This is a genomic window from Burkholderia sp. MSMB1588, from assembly GCF_001546925.1.
GTDB lineage: Bacteria > Pseudomonadota > Gammaproteobacteria > Burkholderiales > Burkholderiaceae > Burkholderia > Burkholderia humptydooensis.
This window is the reverse complement of record NZ_CM003770.1, coordinates 210,456-230,183: the sequence shown is the minus strand read 5'-3', so window position 1 is coordinate 230,183 and position 19,728 is coordinate 210,456. Positions and strand designations below refer to the sequence as shown.

Genomic DNA, 19,728 nt, shown 5'->3' with positions numbered 1-19,728 from the left:
ATGCCTGAAGAACGAAATCTGGAAGGTAAGACCCTGCTATTGGTTGATGGTTCGAGCTATCTGTATCGGGCTTACCATGCGATGCCTGATTTGCGCGGCCCTGGCGGGGAGCCGACCGGAGCGCTCTACGGAATCATCAATATGCTGCGCCGCATGCGCAAGGATGTCAGTGCAGAGTATAGCGCGTGCGTGTTCGACGCCAAGGGCAAAACCTTCCGCGACGATCTGTACGCCGATTACAAGGCGCACCGGCCGCCGATGCCGCCCGATCTCGCGCTGCAGATCGAGCCGATCCACGCGGCCGTGCGCGCGCTCGGCTGGCCGCTGCTGATGATCGAGGGCGTCGAGGCCGACGACGTGATCGGCACGCTCGCGAAGCAGGCCGAGCAGCATGGCATGAACGTGATCGTGTCGACGGGCGACAAGGATCTCGCGCAGCTCGTCACCGATCGCGTCACGCTCATCAACACGATGACGAACGAGGCGCTCGATCGCAACGGCGTGCTCGCGAAGTTCGGCGTGCCGCCGGAGCGGATCGTCGATTACCTGTCGCTCATCGGCGACACCGTCGACAACGTGCCGGGCGTCGAGAAGTGCGGGCCGAAGACGGCCGTCAAGTGGCTGACGCAATACGGCTCGCTCGACGGCGTCGTCGAGCATGCGGGCGAGATCAAGGGCGTCGTCGGCGACAACCTGCGCCGCGCGCTCGATTTCCTGCCGCTCGCGCGCCAGCTCGTGACGGTCGAGACCGCGTGCGAGCTTGCGCCGCATGTCGAATCGTTCGACGCGTCGCTCGCGACGGACGGCGAAGGCCGCGACGCATTGCGCGACATCTTCGCGAAATACGGCTTCAAGACCTGGCTGCGCGAGCTCGACAGCGAATCCGCCGCGAACGGCGCGCTCGCCACGGTGGCCGCGGCCGGCGCCGCGCCGGACCCCGCAGGTGGCGCGACGGCCGAGCTGCCGCTCGCCGCTGCGCGCAACTACGCGACCGTGCAGACGTGGGAGCAGTTCGACGCGTGGCTCGCGACGATCTCCGCCGCCGAGCTGACCGCATTCGACACCGAGACGACATCGCTCGATCCGATGCTCGCGCAGATCGTCGGCCTGTCGTTCTCGGTGGAGCCGGGCCATGCCGCGTACGTGCCGCTCGCGCACCGCGGGCCGGACCTGCCCGCGCAACTGCCGCGCGACGAAGTGCTCGCGAAGCTCACGCCGTGGCTCGAGGACGCGAGCAGGAAGAAGCTCGGCCAGCATCTGAAGTACGACGCGCAGGTGCTCGCGAACTACGGGATCGCGCTGAACGGCATCGAGCACGACACGCTGCTTGAATCGTATGTGCTCGAATCGCACCGCACGCACGACATGGATAGCCTCGCGCTGCGCCATCTCGGCGTGAAGACGATCAAGTACGAGGACGTCGCGGGCAAGGGCGCGCAGCAGATCGGCTTCGACGAAGTCCCGCTCGACAAGGCGTCCGAATACGCGGCCGAGGACGCGGACATCACGCTGCAACTGCATCGCGCGCTGTATCCGCAGGTCGCGCGCGAGCCGGGGCTCACGCGCGTGTATCGCGACATCGAGATGCCGGTGTCGCTCGTGTTGCGCAAGATGGAGCGCACCGGCGTGCTGATCGACAGCGACCGGTTGAGCCGACAGAGCAGCGAGATCGCGACGCGGCTCGTCGAGCTCGAACAGGAGGCCTACACGCTCGCGGGCGGTGAATTCAATCTCGGCTCGCCGAAGCAGATCGGCCAGATCTTCTTCGAGCGGCTGCAGTTGCCCGTCGTCAAGAAGACGCCGAGCGGCGCGCCGTCGACCGACGAAGAGGTGCTGCAAAAGCTCGCCGAGGACTATCCGCTGCCGAAGCTGCTGCTCGAGCATCGCGGCTTGTCGAAGCTGAAGTCCACTTACACCGACAAGCTGCCGCGGATGGTCAACCCGAACACGGGCCGCGTGCACACGAACTATGCGCAGGCGGTGGCGGTCACGGGGCGGCTCGCGTCGAACGATCCGAACCTGCAGAATATCCCGGTGCGCACGGCGGAAGGGCGGCGCATCCGCGAGGCGTTCATCGCGCCGCCGGGCAGCAAGATCGTGTCGGCCGACTATTCGCAAATCGAGCTGCGCATCATGGCGCACATCTCGGAGGACGAGTCGCTGCTGCGCGCGTTCGCGCACGGCGAGGACATTCACCGCGCGACCGCGGCCGAGGTGTTCGGCGTGACGCCGCTCGAAGTGACGTCCGATCAGCGGCGCATCGCGAAGGTGATCAACTTCGGCCTGATCTACGGGATGAGCTCGTTCGGTCTCGCGTCGAATCTCGGCATCACGCGCGACGCGGCGAAGCTCTACATCGACCGCTACTTCCTCCGCTATCCGGGCGTCGCCCACTACATGGAGGAGACGCGCGCGCGGGCGAAAGAGAGGGGCTACGTCGAAACCGTGTTCGGCCGCCGCCTGTGGCTGCCCGAGATCAACGGCGGCAACGGGCCGCGCCGCCAGGCCGCCGAGCGCGCGGCGATCAACGCGCCGATGCAGGGCACGGCCGCCGATCTGATCAAGCTGTCGATGATCGCGGTCGACGACTGGCTCGAGCGCGGCGGCTTGCGCGCGCGGATGATCATGCAGGTGCACGACGAACTCGTGCTCGAGGTGCCGGACGGCGAGCTGTCCGTCGTGCGCGAGAAGCTGCCCGAGATGATGTGCGGCGTCGCGAAACTGAAGGTGCCGCTCGTTGCCGAGGTCGGCGTCGGCGAGAACTGGGAAGAGGCGCACTGACGCGCCGCCCGCCCGGCCTTCGCGCCCGCGGGTACGCACCGTGCATTGTGCACGGTGCGTACCGTTTCCATCGCGTCGCGCTCCGTCGCTTTCCCGCTCGATCGAATTTGAGCGCTTGCGGTCGTCACACAAACTCCGGGACAATGCAAACTTGGGCGTCGCCGTATCCGTCGCGCACGGATGCGCTCGACGCCGAGGCGCTCGCGCGCCTAAAGTGTCCGAACTAGTTAGGATGTCGATTGGCGGCGAACGCAGGCGCGTTCGCCGCCGTGACCGCAGGCAGTCTCGAATCGTAAGGGGAATCGGATGCATCGTTTCATCATCGTCGGCGGCGGCGCGGGCGGGCTCGAACTGGCGACCCGCCTCGGAGACCGCTATGGCGCGCGCGGCAATCGGCAGGCGCGCGCGCTCGTGACCCTCGTCGACCGTTACCCGACCCATATCTGGAAGCCCCTGCTGCATGAAGTGGCGGCGGGCAGCATGGATCCGTTCACGCAAGAGCTCGAATACGCGGCGCAGGCGCGCTGGCATGGCTTCGAATTCCATCAGGGCGAGCTGATCGCGCTCGATCGCGCGTCGCGCCGCGTGACGCTTGCCCCCGTCGCCGACAACGATGGCGCCGAGTTGCTGCCGCAGCGCGAGCTGGAATACGACACGCTCGTCATCGCGATCGGCAGCACGACGCATTATTTCGGCGTGCAGGGCGCGCAGGAGCATTCGATCGCGCTCGACACGGTCGCGGAGGCGGAGCGGTTCCGCAAGCGCCTGATCGCCGCGTGCATGCGTGCCGAGCATCAGCCCGCGGAGCCGGCCGTGCAGACTGCCGCCGCGGCCGGGCCGGCGGATGCGCCGGAGCTGGCGGATCCGCCGGCCTCGTCAGCATCGCCGGCCTTGGCCGGGCCGCGCATTCAGGTCGCGATCGTCGGTGGCGGCGCGACGGGCGTCGAGCTGTCCGCCGAACTGCGCAACACCGCGCAGGTGCTGTCCGCGTACGGGCTGCACAAGCTCGATCCGCGGCACGACATCGGCATCGTGCTGATCGAGTCGGGGGCGCGCATCTTGCCGGCGCTGCAGGAGCGCGTATCGACGGCGACCGGCGAATTGCTCGAGAAGCTCGGTGTGCGCCTGATGCTCGGCGAGCGCGTGACCGAAGTCGCGCCGGGCGTCGTGCGCACCGCGAGCGGCAAGAGCGTGCGGGCGGACCTGACGGTGTGGGCGGCGGGCATCAAGGCCCCTTCGGTGCTCGCGAAGCTCGATGGCCTCGAAGTGAACAAGCTCGGTCAGTTGGTCGTGCGCCGCACGCTGCAGACTGAAACCGATCCGAACATATTCGCGCTCGGCGATTGCGCGGGCTGCGAGTGGCCGGGCCACGAGCGGAACGTGCCGCCGCGCGCGCAAGCCGCGCATCAGCAGGCGAGCTTCATGCTGCGCGCGCTCGCCAACCGGCTCGAAGGCCGGCCGCTGCCCGAATTCACCTATCGAGATTTCGGCTCGCTGGTGTCGCTCGGGCACTTCAGCGCGGTCGGCAATCTGATGGGCGGGCTGATCGGCGGCAACATGCTGATCGAAGGGCTTTTCGCGCGCTTCATGTACATGTCGCTGTATCGGCTGCACGTCGCGGCGCTGCACGGTTATCCGCGGATGGTGCTCGACACGGTCGCACACTGGCTGCGGCGCTCGACGCTGCCGCGCGTGAAGCTGCATTAGCGCCGGTGTCGCGCGGGTGTCGGCGCGGCTCGGCCATGCCGACGTTCGACGCGACACACGGACGGCATGCTTGGTTCGACAACCTGTCGCGCTGCCGAATCGGGCACAAACGCGCGCCCATAGCCGCATCGCCGATCGCAGCGCGCTCAATAGACGAGCTGCGACACCCCGCAAGTCAGCGACATGTCGTGAATCGTGCTTTCGCCGACCTGCACGCCGAGCAGTTGCAGCAGCGGCACGATCGCGGCGTCGAGCCCCGACAGCATCGGCGGCAGCACGCCGCCCAGGAGCGAATCGAGCGCGGTCTGGATCGGGCCGAGCGGCAGGCTGATGCCGATCAGCGAGATCTGCGTCTGCTGCAGCGATGCGCCGAGGCCCGACAGCGCGTTGCCGAGCACGCTGCCGACGCCGTTCGAGTTCGTGCTCTGATAGCCGCCCGTCGTGCCGTAGAACGTGAGCGTCGGCGTGCTGCCCGCGGGCACGTCGGCCATGAGCGACGCAAGCGACTTGATCGTCACGAGGTTCGCGACGTTGACGAGCGTCGCGGGCGTCGAGCAGGTGAACGGCAGCGACGCGGACAGGTTGGCCGGCGTGTCGCCGACGCACAGATTCGCGAGGCCCGTCTGCACGCCGATGGCCGACGCGCAAGTCGACGGCGACGACGTGCAGCTCGCCGACTGCAGCCATGCCTGGCCCGGCGCGATCTGCATCGACAACGGCAGGTTCACCTGTACCGGCACGAGCGCGCCGAGCAGACCGAGCGGCAGGTTCGCGGTGCCGAGCCCGATGTTCAGATAGAGCCGCACCTGCGCGGTGCGCGCGATCGTGCGCCACGTTTTCGTGATGGGATCGACGCCCGCTTCGCCGATGCCGAGCACGGGCGGCTGGATGATCTGCACTTGCAAGCTCGCGTTCAGCCCGCCGACGTTCAGCCCGTTCGCGAGCGAGAACGCCGTTTGCCCGGTCGCGATCTCGGCCGCGACGAGAAGCGCGTCGAACGGGCTGAACGTCGCGTCGAGCGCGGCTTGCGGGTCGGACAGGCCAACCGAGAAGATGCCTGTCGAATTCGCGGTGCTGCCGATCGTGAAGGTCTGGCCGCCGGGGATGTTCGCGCTGATGATCGTCTGCAGCGCGCCGATGCTCGTCTGCAAGTCGGCGTTCGCGACCGACGTTTGCGACAGCGCGGTCAACATCCAGTTCGCGAGCTGCGGGACGGTCGTCTGCGTGTTCAGCAGCGCGTTCACGGTGCCGACGTTCGCGGCGGCCATCAGATCCTTGATCCTGATCCGCGCATTCGCGAGGCCCTGATACGACAGCACCGACAGGTTTAGATTCGTGCGGAGCAGCCCGTTGAGGAGCGCGTTCACGACGCCGCCTTGCAATTGCGCGAGCGTCGTGCCGATCGAGTAGGCGCCGACGTTGGTTGCCTGCGCTGTGCTGGTCGCCGCGACCGTGCGCTGCGCGCCGAGGAAGTAGTACGGCACGACGCGCGTGACCGTCACCTGGACCGCGTTGAGCTGCGCGTCGCTGCCGGCCCCGGCGCCCGGCGCCGAGCCTGCGAAGAAGCTGGGGCCCGTGTTGTCCTTCACGTCCCATCTGCCGCAGACGACCGTCATCGATTGTCCCGACGCGGTGCTGTCGAAGCCGTTGCCGAGCGCGGCCGATTGCGCGGTGGCGGCGGGTTTCGCGCAGCCGTCGTCCATCGTCTGCGCGGCCGCGAGCGCGGCCAGGTCGGCGACGCTTTGCAGCGCGCGGCGCTGATAGAACAGATTGCCGAGATCGACCGCGCCGAGCGCGGCGATCACAACGCCGATCGCGATCGCTGCGATGATGGCGAGCGAGCCGCGCTGGCGTGCGGGCGAGCGGCGCCGCCGATTCGGCTCGCGTCGGTCGGAAAGATCACCGGTGGTCGGGCGGCGTGTCGGCTTGTTCATTCCAACCTCGTTGTGCTTCGTCGGCGTTGCGTGTCGCGCCAGCGCATCATGCGGTCAATCGGGGTTATTTTGCAATCCAATATTTTCCCGGAATGCGCGTATCGGAGAAGACTTATCTCGATATGCAAAGGGAAATGAAAAGCGGTGCGTGCAATTCGTAGGACTGTCAATGAAACGGGCGCTCGTTTGACGTGTTTGACGCGTTTGAAGCGCGTGCATTCATGCGATGCGCGGGCACGGCGGCCCCGGCATCGCGGCGAGCCAGGCAAAAAAGTCGGTTCGGCATCGCCGCCGCTCTTTTACTTCTGACAAAAGGTTGACGCATCCCCGCTTTGTTGGGCATCGTGTACGGGTTCCGCCTCGGCGTGGCCGTCGTGGATCGAATTCATGTCGCCGTCGCGTGTGCCGCGCGTGCGCGGCTACGAGAAGAGAGGAGCGCATTCATGTTGAAACCCGAAGTCGACAGCCTGGTTCCGCACGTTCCGTTCAGCCGCCGCAAGTTCGTCAAGGCAGCGCTCGGCGGCACGTTCGCCGCAGCGGTGCTGCCCGTGTCCGCGCAGACGATCACGACCGATACCGCCGGCCTCGACGTCGGCACCGTCGAGATCCGCTCGGGCGACGCGAGCGTGCCGGCCTATCGCGCGCAGCCGCAGGGCAAGAGCAATCTGCCCGTGATCGTCGTGATCCACGAGGTGTTCGGCGTGCACGCGCACATCGCCGACATCTGCCGGCGCTTCGCGAAGCTCGGCTATCTGGCGATCGCGCCGGATCTGTTTGCGCGGCAGGGCGATCCGTCGAAGTATCCGTCGATCCAGGAACTGATCGACCAGGTGGTCAGCAAGGTGCCCGATCGTCAGGTGACCGAGGATCTTGACGCGACGCTCCGGTGGGCGGGGAAGAACGGCGGCGACCTGTCGCGGCTCGGCGTGACGGGTTTCTGCTGGGGCGGCCGGCAGGCGTGGCTCTTCGCCGAGCACAATCCGCATGTGCGCGCCGCAGTCGCGTGGTACGGCAAGGTGATCGGCGAGACGAACGAGATGACGCCGTTCAATCCCGTCGATCGTGCGGCGCAACTGAAGGCGCCGACGCTCGGTCTCTATGGCGGCAAGGACGACAGCATTGCGCAGAGCTCGCTCGCGCAGATGCGCGCGCGTCTCGCGGCGGCCGGTACGAAGGCGGCGCGCGAATCGGAAATCGTCGTGTACCCGGATACGGGCCACGCGTTCTTTGCCGACTACCGCCCGAGCTACGTGAAGGCGGATGCCGATGACGGCTGGAAGCGCGCCGTCGCGTGGTTCCGGCATCACGGCGTGATGTGATGCCGCCGCGCGCGCCGCCGCGGCTGCCCGCGGGCGAGCGGCGCGCGCGCGTGTGGTGTCGCTTGCGCCCTTACGGATTCGCGCCCGTCGCGACGGGGCGGGACGGGTCCGAGCTCCATTCGCTCCACGAGCCCGCATACAGCGCCGGGTCGTGCAGGCCGGCGATCTCCATCGCCAGCGCATTGTGGCACGCGGTGATGCCGGAGCCGCACTGCAGGATCACCTTGTTCGGAGGCGTCGCGCCGAGCAGCGGATTGAACGCGTCGCGCAGCTCGTGGCCGCTCTTGAAGCGCCCGTCGGCGGTCAGGTTGTCCTTGAAGAAATGGTTGAGCGCGCCGGGGATGTGCCCGCCGACGCGATCGATCGTCTCGTTCTCGCCGCGATAGCGGTCGGCGGCGCGCGCATCGATCACGAGCTGGTCTTTCGTCTTGAGATTCGCGAGCACCGTCTGCGCGTCGACGACCGTCGCGAGCGGTGCGGCCGCGCGGAAGTCGCCCGCCGACTTCGGCGGCGTGTCCTGCGACACCGCGTGGCCCGCCGATTGCCACGCCTGCAGGCCGCCGTCGAGCACCGCGACGGAATCGTGGCCGAGCCAGCGCAGCAGCCACCACAGGCGCGCGGCGTACATGCCGCCTTGCGCATCGTACGCGACGGCCTGCTGGTTCTGCTTGAGCCCGTGGGCCTTCAGCGTGGCGACGAGCGCATCGCGCGCGGGCAGCGGATGACGGCCGTTCGTGCCGGTTTTCGCGCCCGACAGGTCGCGGTCGAGATGCAGGTAGTGGGCGCCCGGAATGTGGCCGGCCGCGTAAGCCTGCTCGCCGAGGCCGGTATCGGCGAGATCGAAGCGGCAATCGAATACGAGCACGCTGCCCGGCGCGGCCGCGAGACGTTCGGCGAGATTGTCGGCCGAGATGAGCGTGGTGTAGTGAGTGTGTGGCATGACGCCTCCCTTGGAGATACGGGCCGGATGCTCTAAGTCTAAACAAAAAAAGACGGGCCGCAGCCCGTCTTTTCTGTGCCGGCCCGGCGCGAGGCCGGATCGAACAAGGTTTCGGCGAATGTCGCGCGAAGCGCGCCAAGGCCGCGCTCAGATCGCGCCGAGTTGCCGGCGCAGGAACTCGTGGAAGTGCTGCATGCCGTCTTCCATCGGGCTCTGATACGGACCGACTTGCGATTCGCCGCGCTCCATCAGCGCGCGGCGGCCGGCATCCATGCGCAGTGCGATCTCGTCGTCCTCGATCGCGGTTTCCATGTACGCGGCGCGCTCCGCCTCGACGAACTCGCGCTCGAACAGCGCGATTTCCTCGGGGTAGTAGAACTCGACGATGTTCGTCGTCTTCTGCGGGCCGCGCGGAATCAGCCACGACACGACGAGCACGTGCGGATACCACTCGATCATGAGGCCCGGATAGTAGACCATCCAGATCGCGCCGAACTCCGGCGGCGTGCCGTTGCGATAGCGGAGGACCTGATCGTGCCATTTCTGGTACGTCGGACTGCCCGGCTTCGCGAGCGCGTTGTGCACGCCGACCGTCTGCACGCTGTACCACTCGCCGAACTCCCACTTCAGGTCGTCGCACGACACGAAGCTGCCGAGGCCCGGATGGAACGGCACGACATGGTAGTCCTCGAGGTAGACCTCGATGAAGGTCTTCCAGTTGTAATTGCACTCGTGGATCTCGACGTGATCGAACTGGTAGCCCGAAAAGTCGAAGTGATGCTTCGTGCCGAGCTCCGCGAGATCGTGCGCGACGTCGCGGCCCTCGGCTTCGAACAGCAGGCCCTGCCAGTCCTGCAGCGGCGTCGCGTGCAGGTTCAGACAGGGCTTGTCCGGAAAATGCGGCGCGCCGAGCAACTGGCCTTCGAGATCGTAGGTCCAGCGGTGCAGCGGGCAGACGATGTTCCGCGCGTGCCCTCGGCCGTTCAGCATGATCGCCTGGCGGTGGCGGCACACGTTCGAGAGCAGTTCGATCTGCGAGGCCTGGTTGCGTACCAGCACGCGGCCTTCGTTTTCGGAAGGCAGCGCAAAATAGTCTCCCGCTTCGGGCACCATCAACTCGTGCCCGACGTAGCGAGGTCCTTTCTTGAAAAGTGTTTCGATTTCGCGCGCGAGGAGCGCCTCATCGAAATAAGCGGTGACGGGAAGCTGGCTATGTGCCGACTTCAATTGCAGTGCGTCGCTCAGATTGGACATTCCCACTCCCGGTGAAAGCGTGAAAGCAGTGAACAACCCAACCATCGAAAATTCGATTTAGGGGAACCGGCGATTATACCTGGATCGGCTTCCTTGGGGTGGGATAAGTGACTGATTTGTGTCAAATTTCCCCCGGAATAGGAATGCGTTCCGTGCGAATTGCACACGCGGCGCGGCGCGTGCAGGCCCCGTGAAGCCAAGTCGGCAGGTCGGAAAATTCTCTTTTGCCGTAGAATGTCCGACTTGTTTTGAATTTTGACACCCCGTCCATGGCGAAAACCGCAACCCCAGGCGCGTCCGCGTCCGACCCCGGTTCCGGCCCGCTGCCGGAAAACTACGAGATGGCGCTCGCGGAACTGGAGGCGCTCGTCGCCCGAATGGAGGGCGGGACGCTGAGCCTCGAGGATTCGCTTGCGGCGTACCGTCGCGGCGCGGCGCTCGTTGCATTTTGCCAACAACAATTGGAAAAAGCGGAGCAGCAGGTGCGCGTGCTCGACGGCGCCGCGCTCAAGCCGCTTTCCGCAGGAACGGCCGCCGCGGACGGCGAAGACGACGATCTATGACATTCGACCAATGGATGCGCTCGGTGCTCGAGCGTGTCGAGACGGCCCTCGGCCATTATTTGCCGGCTGAGACTGTGGCGCCCGCGCAACTGCACGAAGCGATGCGCTATGCGGTGCTCGGGGGCGGCAAACGGGTGCGTCCGCTGCTGTGCCATGCGGCGGGCGAGCTCACGGGTGCGTCGGAGGCGGCGTTGAACGCCGCGTCGTCGGCGCTCGAGATGATTCACGTGTATTCGCTCGTGCACGACGACATGCCGTGCATGGACGACGACGCGCTGCGTCGCGGCAAGCCGACCGTCCACGTCAAGTACGACGAGCCGACCGCGCTTCTCGTCGGCGATGCGCTGCAGTCGCAGGCCTTCGTCGCGCTGACCGACGCCGCCGCGCTGCCGGCCGACCGGCAGGCCGCGCTCGTGTGCGAGCTCGCGCTCGCGAGCGGCTCGATCGGCATGGCGGGCGGCCAGGCGATCGATCTCGCGAGCGTCGGCGTGGCGCTCACGCGCGACGCGCTGGAGACGATGCACCGGATGAAGACGGGTGCGCTGTTGCGCGCGTCGGTGCGCATGGGCGCGCTCGCGGGCGAGACGCCGTCCGGCGACGCGATGCGCGCGCTCGACGCCTATGCGGCGGCCGTCGGCCTCGCGTTCCAGGTGGTGGACGACATTCTCGACGTCACCACCGATTCCGCGACGCTCGGCAAGACGGCCGGCAAGGACGCGGCGAACGACAAGCCGACCTACGTGTCGATCATCGGCCTCGACGCGTCGCGTGCGCTTGCCGCGCAACTGCGCGCCGATGCGCACGCCGCGCTCGAGCCGTTCGGCGCGCGCGCGCAGCGCCTGGCCGAACTGGCGGACCTGGTGGTGAACCGGGTTAGCTGACGCGAAAGCCCGCCGCCGCGCCCACGCTACGGGTGGTGCGCGCAAGAAGTGCGGGCGCGTTTGTTTTCCTACAATGGAACGACGATGTACGACTTGCTGAAAACCATCGACGACCCGGCGGACCTGCGCCGTCTCGATCGTCGCCAACTGCAGCCGCTCGCCGACGAGCTGCGCGCGTTCGTCCTCGACAGCGTGTCGAAGACGGGCGGCCATTTGTCGTCCAATCTCGGCACGGTCGAGCTGACGATTGCGCTGCATTACGTGTTCGATACGCCGGATGACCGGATCGTGTGGGACGTCGGTCACCAGACCTATCCGCACAAGATCCTGACGGGCCGCCGCGACGGGATGAAGACGCTGCGCCAGCTCGGCGGCATCTCGGGTTTTCCGCGCCGTTCGGAATCCGAATACGACACGTTCGGCACCGCGCACTCGAGCACGTCGATCTCGGCCGCGCTCGGGATGGCGATCGGCAGCAAGCTGAACGGCGACGACCGCTTCTCGATCGCGGTGATCGGCGACGGCGCGATGACGGCCGGCATGGCGTTCGAGGCGATGAACAACGCGGGCGTGTCCGAGGATGCGAAGCTGCTCGTGATCCTGAACGACAACGACATGTCGATCTCGCCGCCCGTCGGCGCGCTGAACCGCCATCTCGCGCGGCTGATGTCGGGCCGCTTCTATGCGGCCGCGCGCGCGGGCGTCGAGCGCGTGCTGAGCGTCGCGCCGCCCGTGCTCGAGCTCGCGCGCAAGCTCGAGGAGCATGCGAAGGGCATGGTCGTGCCGGCTACCCTCTTCGAGGAATTCGGCTTCAACTACATCGGGCCGATCGACGGCCACGATCTTGATTCGCTGATCCCGACGCTGCAGAACATCAAGGAGCTGCGCGGGCCGCAGTTCCTGCACGTCGTGACGAAGAAGGGCCAGGGCTACAAGCTCGCCGAGGCTGACCCGGTGCTCTATCACGGGCCCGGCAAGTTCAACCCGGCGGAAGGCATCAAGCCGTCGACGACGCCCGCGAAGAAGACCTACACGCAGGTGTTCGGCGAATGGCTGTGCGACGCGGCGGAACTCGATGCGCGCGTGGTCGGCATCACGCCCGCGATGCGCGAAGGCTCGGGCATGGTCGAGTTCGAGAAGCGCTTCCCGGAGCGCTACTACGACGTCGGCATCGCCGAGCAGCACGCGGTGACGTTCGCGGGCGGCCTCGCGACGGAGGGGCTCAAGCCCGTGGTCGCGATCTATTCGACGTTCCTGCAGCGCGCCTATGATCAGTTGATTCACGATGTCGCGCTGCAGAACCTGCCCGTCGTGTTCGCGATCGACCGCGCGGGCCTCGTCGGCGCGGACGGCGCGACGCACGCCGGCGCATACGATCTCGCGTTCCTGCGCTGCATCCCGAACATGACGGTGATGGCCGCGTCGGACGAGAACGAGTGCCGCCAGATGCTGTACACCGCGCTGCAACAGCCGAACCCGACTGCGGTTCGCTATCCGCGCGGCGCGGGCACGGGCGTTGCAACCGTCAAGGCGTTCACGGAGCTTCCGCTCGGCAAGGGCGAAGTGCGCCGTCGCACGTCGCAGCCGGACGGCAAGCGCATCGCGATTCTCGCGTTCGGCACGATGGTCGCGCCGTCGATCGCGGCGGCCGAGGCGCTCGACGCGACCGTCGCGAACATGCGCTTCGTGAAGCCGATCGACGCCGAGCTCGTGCGGGAGCTCGCGCAGACGCACGACTACCTCGTCACCATCGAGGAAGGCTGCGTGATGGGCGGCGCGGGCTCCGCGTGCGTCGAGGCGATGATGGAAAGCGGCGTGGTCCGTCCGGTGCTGCAGCTCGGCCTGCCGGACCGCTTCGTCGATCACGGCGATCCGGCGAAGCTGTTGTCGATGTGCGGCCTCGACAGCGACGGCATCGCGAACTCGATTCGCGAACGCTTCCTGAACCATGCGGCGAGCGTCGCGAGTCCGGCGAAGCGCGTCGCATAACCATCGCGTCAGGCCGCCGCGCGGCGGCGTTTCCTCGAATGCATGGGCCTGCGGGCCCATGTTGCATTTCCGGCAGGTCGGGCGGCATAGGGCGATGTCGCGCCGCGCGACCCTACAAGGATCGAACAAGATGAACCTGATGAATCCCGAATTCGTGATGCCCGACGTGCAAAGCACGGTCGATACCCGGCAGATGCCGATCCAGCGCGTCGGCGTGCGCGCGGTCCGCCATCCGCTGACGGTGCGCACCGCCGAGGGCGAGACGCAGGCCACAGTCGGCACCTGGAATCTCGACGTGCATCTGCCAGCCGATCAGAAGGGCACGCACATGTCGCGCTTCGTCGCGCTGCTCGAGGAAAGCGACGGGCCGCTGACGGCCGACGCGTTCCGCGCGATGCTCGCGACGATGCTCGAAAAGCTCGAGGCGCAGGCGGGACGCATCGAGGTGTCGTTTCCGTACTTCGTGAACAAGACGGCGCCCGTGTCGGGCGTGCGCAGCCTGCTCGATTACGAGGTGACGCTGACGGGCGACGTGCGCGACGGGCTCACGCGCGTATTCGCGAAGGTGCTCGTGCCGGTGACGAGCCTTTGCCCGTGCTCGAAGAAGATCTCCCAGTACGGTGCGCACAACCAGCGCTCGCACGTGACGATCGACGCGGAGCTCGCGGCCGACGTGCCGGTCGAGGATCTGATTCGTATTGCGGAGGAAGAGGCGTCGTGCGAGCTGTGGGGCCTCCTCAAGCGTCCCGACGAGAAGTTCGTCACCGAGCGCGCGTACGAGAATCCGAAGTTCGTCGAGGATCTGGTGCGCGACGTCGCGCGGCGGCTCGACGCCGATGAGCGGATCGTCGCGTATGTGCTCGAGGCGGAGAACTTCGAGTCGATCCACAATCACAGCGCGTATGCGCTGATCGAGCGCGACAAGCGGCGAGGCGCGTGAGCGTCGTGCGGTGCTTGCCGCCGGATGCGAAAAGGGCCGTTCGATTCGAACGGCCCTTTTCGTTTTGGGATGGCAGACGACGTGCGCGCGTTATCGCGCGAGCGACGCCAGATCCCAGCGCGGCTTCACCGTGAACGCGTAGTCGCGGCTCGCCTGCGACGGCCAGCGCGCGAGCCGCAGCGCGCCCGCGAGCGCGATCATCGCGCCGTTGTCGGTGCAGAGCGCGAGGTCGGGATAGTGAACGTCGAAGCCGCGCTTGCCGGCGGCGGCCGACAGCGCCGCGCGCAGTTGCCGGTTCGCGCCGACGCCGCCCGCGACGACGAGCCGCTTGAGCCGCGTCTTCTTCAGCGCGGCGAGCGATTTCGCGACGAGCACGTCGACGGCCGCGTCAACGAAGCCGCGCGCGAGATCGGCCTTCGCGCGCTCGAGCTCGACGCCGCTCGCGTGCGCCGCTTCGAGCTTCTTCATTTGCGTGAGCACGGCGGTCTTCAGCCCGCTGAAGCTGAAGTCGAGATCGCCCGAATGGAGCATCGGCCGCGGCAGCGTGACCGTGCCCGGCGTGCCGGCTTCCGCGAGCTTCGACACTTCCGGTCCGCCGGGGTAGCCGAGGCCGAGCAGCTTCGCGGTCTTGTCGAATGCTTCGCCGGCGGCGTCGTCGAGTGTCTCGCCGAGCGTCTCGTAGACGCCGACGTCGGTCACGCGCATCAACTGCGTATGGCCGCCCGACACGAGCAGCGCGACGAACGGAAACGGCGGCGGCTCGGCGACGAGGAGCGGCGAGAGCAGATGCCCTTCGAGGTGATGGATGCCGATCGTCGGCTTGTCCCATGCGAACGCGAGCGCGTTCGCGATGCTCGCGCCGACGAGCAGCGCGCCCGCGAGGCCGGGCCCCTGCGTGAACGCGATCGCGTCGATCTCCTCGCGGCGCGCGCCGCTGGCGGCAAGCACCTCCTCGAGCAGCGGCAGCGCGCGGCGAATGTGGTCGCGCGACGCGAGCTCGGGGACGACGCCGCCGTATTCGCGGTGCATCGCGATCTGCGAGTGGAGCGCGTGCGCGAGCAGGCCGCGCCCGGTGTCGTAGAGCGCGAGGCCGGTTTCGTCGCAGGAGCTTTCGATGCCGAGAACGAGCATGATGGTGTGCGGCGGCCGCATCGATACGCGCGTACGCGCGCGGCCGGAAATCAACGTAACAGAAAAGTATAACAGCGCGGCCGCCTTGCCCGGGCGCGCGGGCGAAGCGGCGCGCGACGCGGGTACAATCCGCGCCATGGAAAATTTCGACATCGCTGTGATCGGCGCGGGCGCGGCGGGCATGATGGCGGCCGCCGTGGCGGGGCAGCTCGGCCGGCGCGTCGTGCTGCTCGATCACTCGGCGCGGCTCGCTGAGAAGATCCGCATCTCGGGCGGCGGGCGCTGCAATTTCACGAACCGGTACGCGGGGCCGGACAACTACCTGTCGTCGAATCCGCATTTTTGCCGCTCGGCGCTCGCGCGCTACACGCCGCGCGATTTTCTCGGGCTCCTGAAGAACTACCGCGTCACGTGGCACGAGAAGCACAAGGGCCAGCTCTTTTGCGACCATTCGAGCGACGCGATCATCGACGTGCTGAAAAGCGAGTGCGACGCGGGCGGCGTCGTGTGGCGGCGGCCGGTGACGGTCGACGCGGTGCGGCACGCGCAGGCGGACGGCTTCACGCCAGGCTTCGCGCTGGACACGAGCGCGGGCGCGATCGGCGCGCGGGCGCTCGTCGTCGCGACGGGCGGGTTGTCGATCCCGAAGATCGGCGCGACCGATTTTGCCTATCGGATTGCGAAACAGTTCGGCCACAAGCTCGTCGACACGCGGCCGGCGCTCGTGCCGCTGACCTTTTCGGCCGACGCGTGGGCGCCGTTCGCGGCGCTGTCGGGCGTGTCGCTCGAGGCACGAGTGTCGACCGGCGCGAAGAAGGGCGGCGGTGAGTTCGTCGAGGACATCCTGCTCACCCATCGCGGACTGTCCGGGCCGGGCATCCTGCAGATTTCGAGCTACTGGCGCTCGGGCGAGCCGATCCACGTCGATCTCGTGCCGCGGATCGACGCGGCGAACGAGCTGATCCGCGCGAAGGCCGGCTCGCGGCGGCAGATCGGCACGCTGCTCGCCGAATGGGTGCCCGCTCGGCTTGCGCACGCGTGGCTCGAGGCCGAGCGGGTGCGCGCTGACGCGCGGCTTGCCGACCTGCCGGACAAGACGCTGCGCCGGATCGGCGAGACGCTGTCGCGCTGGACGCTCGCGCCGAGCGGCACCGAGGGCTACCGGAAGGCCGAGGTGACGAAGGGCGGCGTCGACACGCGCGAGCTGTCGTCGGCGACGATGATGAGCGAACGCGTGCCGGGCCTGTTCTTCGTCGGCGAGGCGGTCGACGTGACAGGCTGGCTCGGTGGCTACAATTTCCAGTGGGCTTGGGCGTCGGGCGTCGCGGCCGGGCGCGCGGCCGCCGACAGCACGCGGCGCTTGACGGGTTAGTGCGTTTGTGCAAAGCGTCTGGTATACTTAAAAATCTTTCTCCGCAATACCTTTACTTTTTTTACGTGACGGGTCATGACGATCATCCGCGTTAAAGAAAACGAGCCTTTCGAAGTTGCGATGCGCCGCTTCAAGCGCACGATCGAAAAGAACGGTCTGTTGACGGAGCTGCGCGCGCGCGAGTTCTACGAGAAGCCGACCGCGGAGCGCAAGCGCAAGAAAGCCGCTGCGGTGAAGCGCCACTACAAGCGCATCCGCAGCCAGATGCTGCCGAAGAAGCTCTACTGAGCATTGCCCGCGCCGCGTGGTTCGCGGGGCGGCGCGCCGGCGGGCTCCGCAAGCGAGGCCGTCGATGCCGGATTCGAGCAAACCCGCTTGAGAAACCGTCTCAAGCGGGTTTTTGTGTTGATGCCGCCGGGCGGCGTCGCATGGAAATTTTGATACCGGAAATACGATGAGTCTGAGAGACCAGATCAGTGAAGACATGAAGGCCGCGATGCGCGCGAAGGAAAGCGAGCGGCTCGCGACGATCCGCCTGCTGCTCGCCGCGATCAAGCAGCGCGAGGTCGACGAGCGCGTGACGCTCGACGACGCGGGCGTCACCGCGGTGGTCGACAAGATGATCAAGCAGCGCAAGGATTCGATCAGCCAGTTCGAGGCCGCTGGCCGCACCGATCTCGTCGAGAAGGAGCAGGCGGAAGTTGCGGTGCTGACCGCGTACATGCCGGCGCAGTTGTCGGAGGCCGAGGTTGCGGCCGAAGTGCAGGCGGCCGTCGCGCAGACGGGCGCGGCGGGCCCGCAGGACATGGGCAAGGTGATGGGCGTGCTCAAGGGCAAGCTCGCCGGCCGCGCCGACATGACGGCCGTGTCCGCGCTCGTCAAGGCGGCGCTCTCGAAGTGACCCTCAGCCGGCGCGACGCGCGCCCGTCGTTCAAGCGGCCCGCGCCGGCCGCAACGGCGCGTGTCGGCCGGCACGTCTTCCGATCGATCCAACGGTGATTCCGCATTCGTTCCTGCAGGATTTGCTGAACCGCGTCGACATCGTCGACGTGGTGGGCCGGTACGTGCAGCTCAAGAAGGGCGGCGCCAATTTCATGGGGCTGTGCCCGTTTCACAACGAGAAGAGCCCGTCGTTCACGGTCAGCCCGACGAAGCAGTTCTATCATTGCTTCGGCTGCGGCGCGCACGGCACCGCCATCGGCTTCCTGATGGAGCACGCGGGGCTCACGTTTCCCGAGGCCGTTCAGGAGCTCGCGCAATCGGTCGGGCTCACGGTGCCGCATGAGCCGTCGCCGATGCGGGGCGCGGGCGGCGGCTCGGGCGAAGGCCATGCGCCGCCCGCCGCATCGAAATCGGTCACGACCGCGCTGTCCGACGTGATGCAGACCGCCTGCGACTACTACCGAAAGCAATTGCGCGGCGCGCCGAACGCGATCCAGTATCTGAAGCGGCGGGGCCTGACGGGCGAGATCGCGCTGCGCTTCGGCCTCGGCTACGCGCCGGACGGCTGGCAGAACCTCGAGTCGGCATTCGGCGACTACCGCCACGATTCGCTCGTCGACGCGGGCCTCGTGATCGTCAGCGAGAAGACCGACGCGAACGGCGTCGCGCGCCGCTACGACCGGTTCCGCGAGCGGATCATGTTTCCGATCCGCAACGTGAAGGGGCAGGTCATCGGCTTCGGCGGCCGGGTGCTGGACGGCGGCGAGCCCAAATACCTGAATTCGCCCGAGACGCCGCTGTTCAACAAGGGCAGCGAACTGTACGGCCTGTTCGAGGCGCGGCTCGCGATTCGCGAGCACAAATACGCGCTCGTCGTCGAAGGGTACATGGATGTCGTCGCGCTCGCGCAGCTCGGCTTTCCGAACGCGGTGGCGACGCTCGGCACCGCGTGCACGCCGATCCACGTGCAGAAGCTGCTGCGGCAGACGGACACGGTCGTCTTCAGCTTCGACGGCGACGCGGCCGGCCGGCGCGCCGCACGGCGCGCGCTCGAGGCGTGCCTGCCGCACGCGGCGGACAACCGGACGATCCGTTTCCTGTTTCTGCCGCCGGAGCACGATCCGGACAGCTATGTGCGGGAATTCGGGACGGATGCGTTTTCGGAGCAGGTGAAGCGCGCGATGCCGCTGTCCCAGTTCCTGCTCAACGAGGCGACGGCCGGCAAGGAGCTCGACCAGCCGGAAGGGCGCGCGAAGGCGCTGTTCGACGCGAAGCCGTTGCTGCAGGCGCTGCCCGCGAACGCGTTGCGCGCGCAGATCATGCACATGTTCGCCGACCGGCTGCAGATTCCGTTCGACGAAGTCGCCGCGCTCGCCGAAGTGGACGCGCGGATCGCCGCGCCGGCCCGCCAGGCGCCCGCCCGCAGCGAGCGGCGGCGCGTGACGGACAGCGAAAAGCGCGCGCTGCGCAATCTGGTGATGCATCCGCGCATCGCGGCGGCGCTCGACGACGAGAGTGTCGCGACGCTGCGGGCGCTGCCGAGAATCGGGGAACTGTTCGACGAGGTGATCGGCCACGCGCACGCGCTCGGGGACGGAGCGGAATTCCGGCTTTTGTCTGACGTGCTACGCAATTCGGCTAACGCGCCAACTTACGACGAAATTTTCCGGGAAATTCTGGTCTATGATGAAAACGTCCGCGACTTGATGCAGCAGAATCCGGAAAGCGACGCGGCGCAGGAAGAGTTGCGCGAGCGCGAACGGATCGCAGGCGAGGAACTTCAGGCAGCGGTGCTCAAGATGCGCTATGACGTGTGCTGCGACAGGCTCAACAGCCTGTCGAAGCGTTCGGCGCCCTCTTCCGAGGAATTGGCGGAAATCAAGGACTTGCATCAGAACCTGGCAGACATGAAGCGGAGGCTCGGGCTGTGAACCGGCCGGGGAAGGGGCTGCCTCAACGTGCTATAATATAAGGT

General features: G+C 67.2%; 15 protein-coding genes. 11 read left to right on the top strand and 4 right to left on the bottom strand.

The annotated features are described in order from the left end of the window. Positions 1-2,781 carry a DNA polymerase I gene (gene polA / locus WS92_RS00820; RefSeq protein WP_059928860.1) on the top strand — a complete coding sequence of 927 codons (2,781 nt, stop codon included), beginning with the start codon at positions 1-3 and terminating at the stop codon, positions 2,779-2,781. 306 nt (positions 2,782-3,087) lie between these two features. After that, positions 3,088-4,488, top strand: coding sequence for an NAD(P)/FAD-dependent oxidoreductase (locus WS92_RS00815; RefSeq protein WP_015603294.1), 1,401 nt, complete (start codon positions 3,088-3,090; stop codon positions 4,486-4,488). A 146-nt stretch (positions 4,489-4,634) separates the two neighbouring features. On the opposite strand, the gene WS92_RS00810 is transcribed toward WS92_RS00815, so the two are convergent. Then, positions 4,635-6,422 (bottom strand): TadG family pilus assembly protein, encoded by a 1,788-nt coding sequence (locus tag WS92_RS00810; protein WP_059928857.1) that lies wholly within the window; start codon positions 6,420-6,422, stop codon positions 4,635-4,637. 443 nt (positions 6,423-6,865) lie between these two features. On the opposite strand from WS92_RS00810, the gene WS92_RS00805 reads away from it, so the two are divergent. Next, a complete protein-coding gene (locus WS92_RS00805) occupies positions 6,866-7,741 on the top strand; it encodes a dienelactone hydrolase family protein (RefSeq protein WP_059928854.1) in 876 nt (291 codons plus the stop codon). A gap of 70 nt (positions 7,742-7,811) precedes the next feature. Here the strand turns inward: WS92_RS00805 and WS92_RS00800 are convergent, their stop codons facing one another. After that, positions 7,812-8,681, bottom strand: a complete 870-nt coding sequence (locus WS92_RS00800; protein WP_059928850.1) for a sulfurtransferase — start codon at positions 8,679-8,681, stop codon at positions 7,812-7,814. Between the two features lie 147 nt (positions 8,682-8,828). Beyond that, positions 8,829-9,935, bottom strand: a complete 1,107-nt coding sequence (locus tag WS92_RS00795; RefSeq protein ID WP_059928848.1) for an aromatic ring-hydroxylating oxygenase subunit alpha — start codon at positions 9,933-9,935, stop codon at positions 8,829-8,831. Between the two features lie 269 nt (positions 9,936-10,204). On the opposite strand from WS92_RS00795, the gene WS92_RS00790 reads away from it, so the two are divergent. The 4 genes from WS92_RS00790 (at position 10,205) to folE2 (ending at position 14,308) form a co-directional block, all read left to right on the top strand. Continuing rightward, complete coding sequence (locus tag WS92_RS00790) at positions 10,205-10,498, top strand: exodeoxyribonuclease VII small subunit (RefSeq protein WP_006027817.1); 294 nt, start codon at positions 10,205-10,207, stop codon at positions 10,496-10,498. Further along, complete coding sequence (locus WS92_RS00785; protein WP_009917292.1) at positions 10,495-11,379, top strand: polyprenyl synthetase family protein; 885 nt, start codon at positions 10,495-10,497, stop codon at positions 11,377-11,379. Before WS92_RS00790 ends, WS92_RS00785 begins: the two co-directional genes overlap by 4 nt. Before the next feature lie 84 nt (positions 11,380-11,463). Beyond that, positions 11,464-13,368 (top strand): 1-deoxy-D-xylulose-5-phosphate synthase, encoded by a 1,905-nt coding sequence (gene dxs, locus WS92_RS00780; RefSeq protein ID WP_059928845.1) that lies wholly within the window; start codon positions 11,464-11,466, stop codon positions 13,366-13,368. A 130-nt stretch (positions 13,369-13,498) separates the two neighbouring features. Further along, complete coding sequence (gene folE2 / locus WS92_RS00775) at positions 13,499-14,308, top strand: GTP cyclohydrolase FolE2 (protein ID WP_006027814.1); 810 nt, start codon at positions 13,499-13,501, stop codon at positions 14,306-14,308. 90 nt (positions 14,309-14,398) lie between these two features. Here folE2 and tsaD read toward each other — a convergent pair whose 3' ends face one another. Next, positions 14,399-15,439: a tRNA (adenosine(37)-N6)-threonylcarbamoyltransferase complex transferase subunit TsaD gene (gene tsaD / locus WS92_RS00770; protein ID WP_059928842.1), complete on the bottom strand. Its 1,041-nt coding sequence runs from the start codon at positions 15,437-15,439 to the stop codon at positions 14,399-14,401. A gap of 136 nt (positions 15,440-15,575) precedes the next feature. Between tsaD and WS92_RS00765 the strand changes: the two genes are divergently transcribed. From WS92_RS00765 to dnaG, 4 genes are all read left to right on the top strand, one after another. Further along, positions 15,576-16,811 carry a BaiN/RdsA family NAD(P)/FAD-dependent oxidoreductase gene (locus WS92_RS00765; RefSeq protein ID WP_059929010.1) on the top strand — a complete coding sequence of 412 codons (1,236 nt, stop codon included), beginning with the start codon at positions 15,576-15,578 and terminating at the stop codon, positions 16,809-16,811. A gap of 75 nt (positions 16,812-16,886) precedes the next feature. Beyond that, complete coding sequence (gene rpsU, locus WS92_RS00760) at positions 16,887-17,099, top strand: 30S ribosomal protein S21 (RefSeq protein WP_004190342.1); 213 nt, start codon at positions 16,887-16,889, stop codon at positions 17,097-17,099. A 166-nt stretch (positions 17,100-17,265) separates the two neighbouring features. Then, positions 17,266-17,712, top strand: a complete 447-nt coding sequence (locus tag WS92_RS00755) for a GatB/YqeY domain-containing protein (RefSeq protein ID WP_009917296.1) — start codon at positions 17,266-17,268, stop codon at positions 17,710-17,712. Between the two features lie 94 nt (positions 17,713-17,806). Next, a complete protein-coding gene (dnaG, locus tag WS92_RS00750) occupies positions 17,807-19,684 on the top strand; it encodes a DNA primase (protein WP_006027810.1) in 1,878 nt (625 codons plus the stop codon). The last annotated feature ends 44 nt before the right edge of the window (positions 19,685-19,728 follow it).

Coding starts and splice junctions, on each gene's coding strand:
- polA (WP_059928860.1), top strand. CDS start 1: ATGCCTGAAGAACGAAATCTGGAAGGTAAGACCCTGCTATTGGTTGAT.
- WS92_RS00815 (WP_015603294.1), top strand. CDS start 3,088: ATGCATCGTTTCATCATCGTCGGCGGCGGCGCGGGCGGGCTCGAACTG.
- WS92_RS00810 (WP_059928857.1), bottom strand. CDS start 6,422: ATGAACAAGCCGACACGCCGCCCGACCACCGGTGATCTTTCCGACCGA.
- WS92_RS00805 (WP_059928854.1), top strand. CDS start 6,866: ATGTTGAAACCCGAAGTCGACAGCCTGGTTCCGCACGTTCCGTTCAGC.
- WS92_RS00800 (WP_059928850.1), bottom strand. CDS start 8,681: ATGCCACACACTCACTACACCACGCTCATCTCGGCCGACAATCTCGCC.
- WS92_RS00795 (WP_059928848.1), bottom strand. CDS start 9,935: ATGTCCAATCTGAGCGACGCACTGCAATTGAAGTCGGCACATAGCCAG.
- WS92_RS00790 (WP_006027817.1), top strand. CDS start 10,205: ATGGCGAAAACCGCAACCCCAGGCGCGTCCGCGTCCGACCCCGGTTCC.
- WS92_RS00785 (WP_009917292.1), top strand. CDS start 10,495: ATGACATTCGACCAATGGATGCGCTCGGTGCTCGAGCGTGTCGAGACG.
- dxs (WP_059928845.1), top strand. CDS start 11,464: ATGTACGACTTGCTGAAAACCATCGACGACCCGGCGGACCTGCGCCGT.
- folE2 (WP_006027814.1), top strand. CDS start 13,499: ATGAACCTGATGAATCCCGAATTCGTGATGCCCGACGTGCAAAGCACG.
- tsaD (WP_059928842.1), bottom strand. CDS start 15,439: ATGCTCGTTCTCGGCATCGAAAGCTCCTGCGACGAAACCGGCCTCGCG.
- WS92_RS00765 (WP_059929010.1), top strand. CDS start 15,576: ATGGAAAATTTCGACATCGCTGTGATCGGCGCGGGCGCGGCGGGCATG.
- rpsU (WP_004190342.1), top strand. CDS start 16,887: ATGACGATCATCCGCGTTAAAGAAAACGAGCCTTTCGAAGTTGCGATG.
- WS92_RS00755 (WP_009917296.1), top strand. CDS start 17,266: ATGAGTCTGAGAGACCAGATCAGTGAAGACATGAAGGCCGCGATGCGC.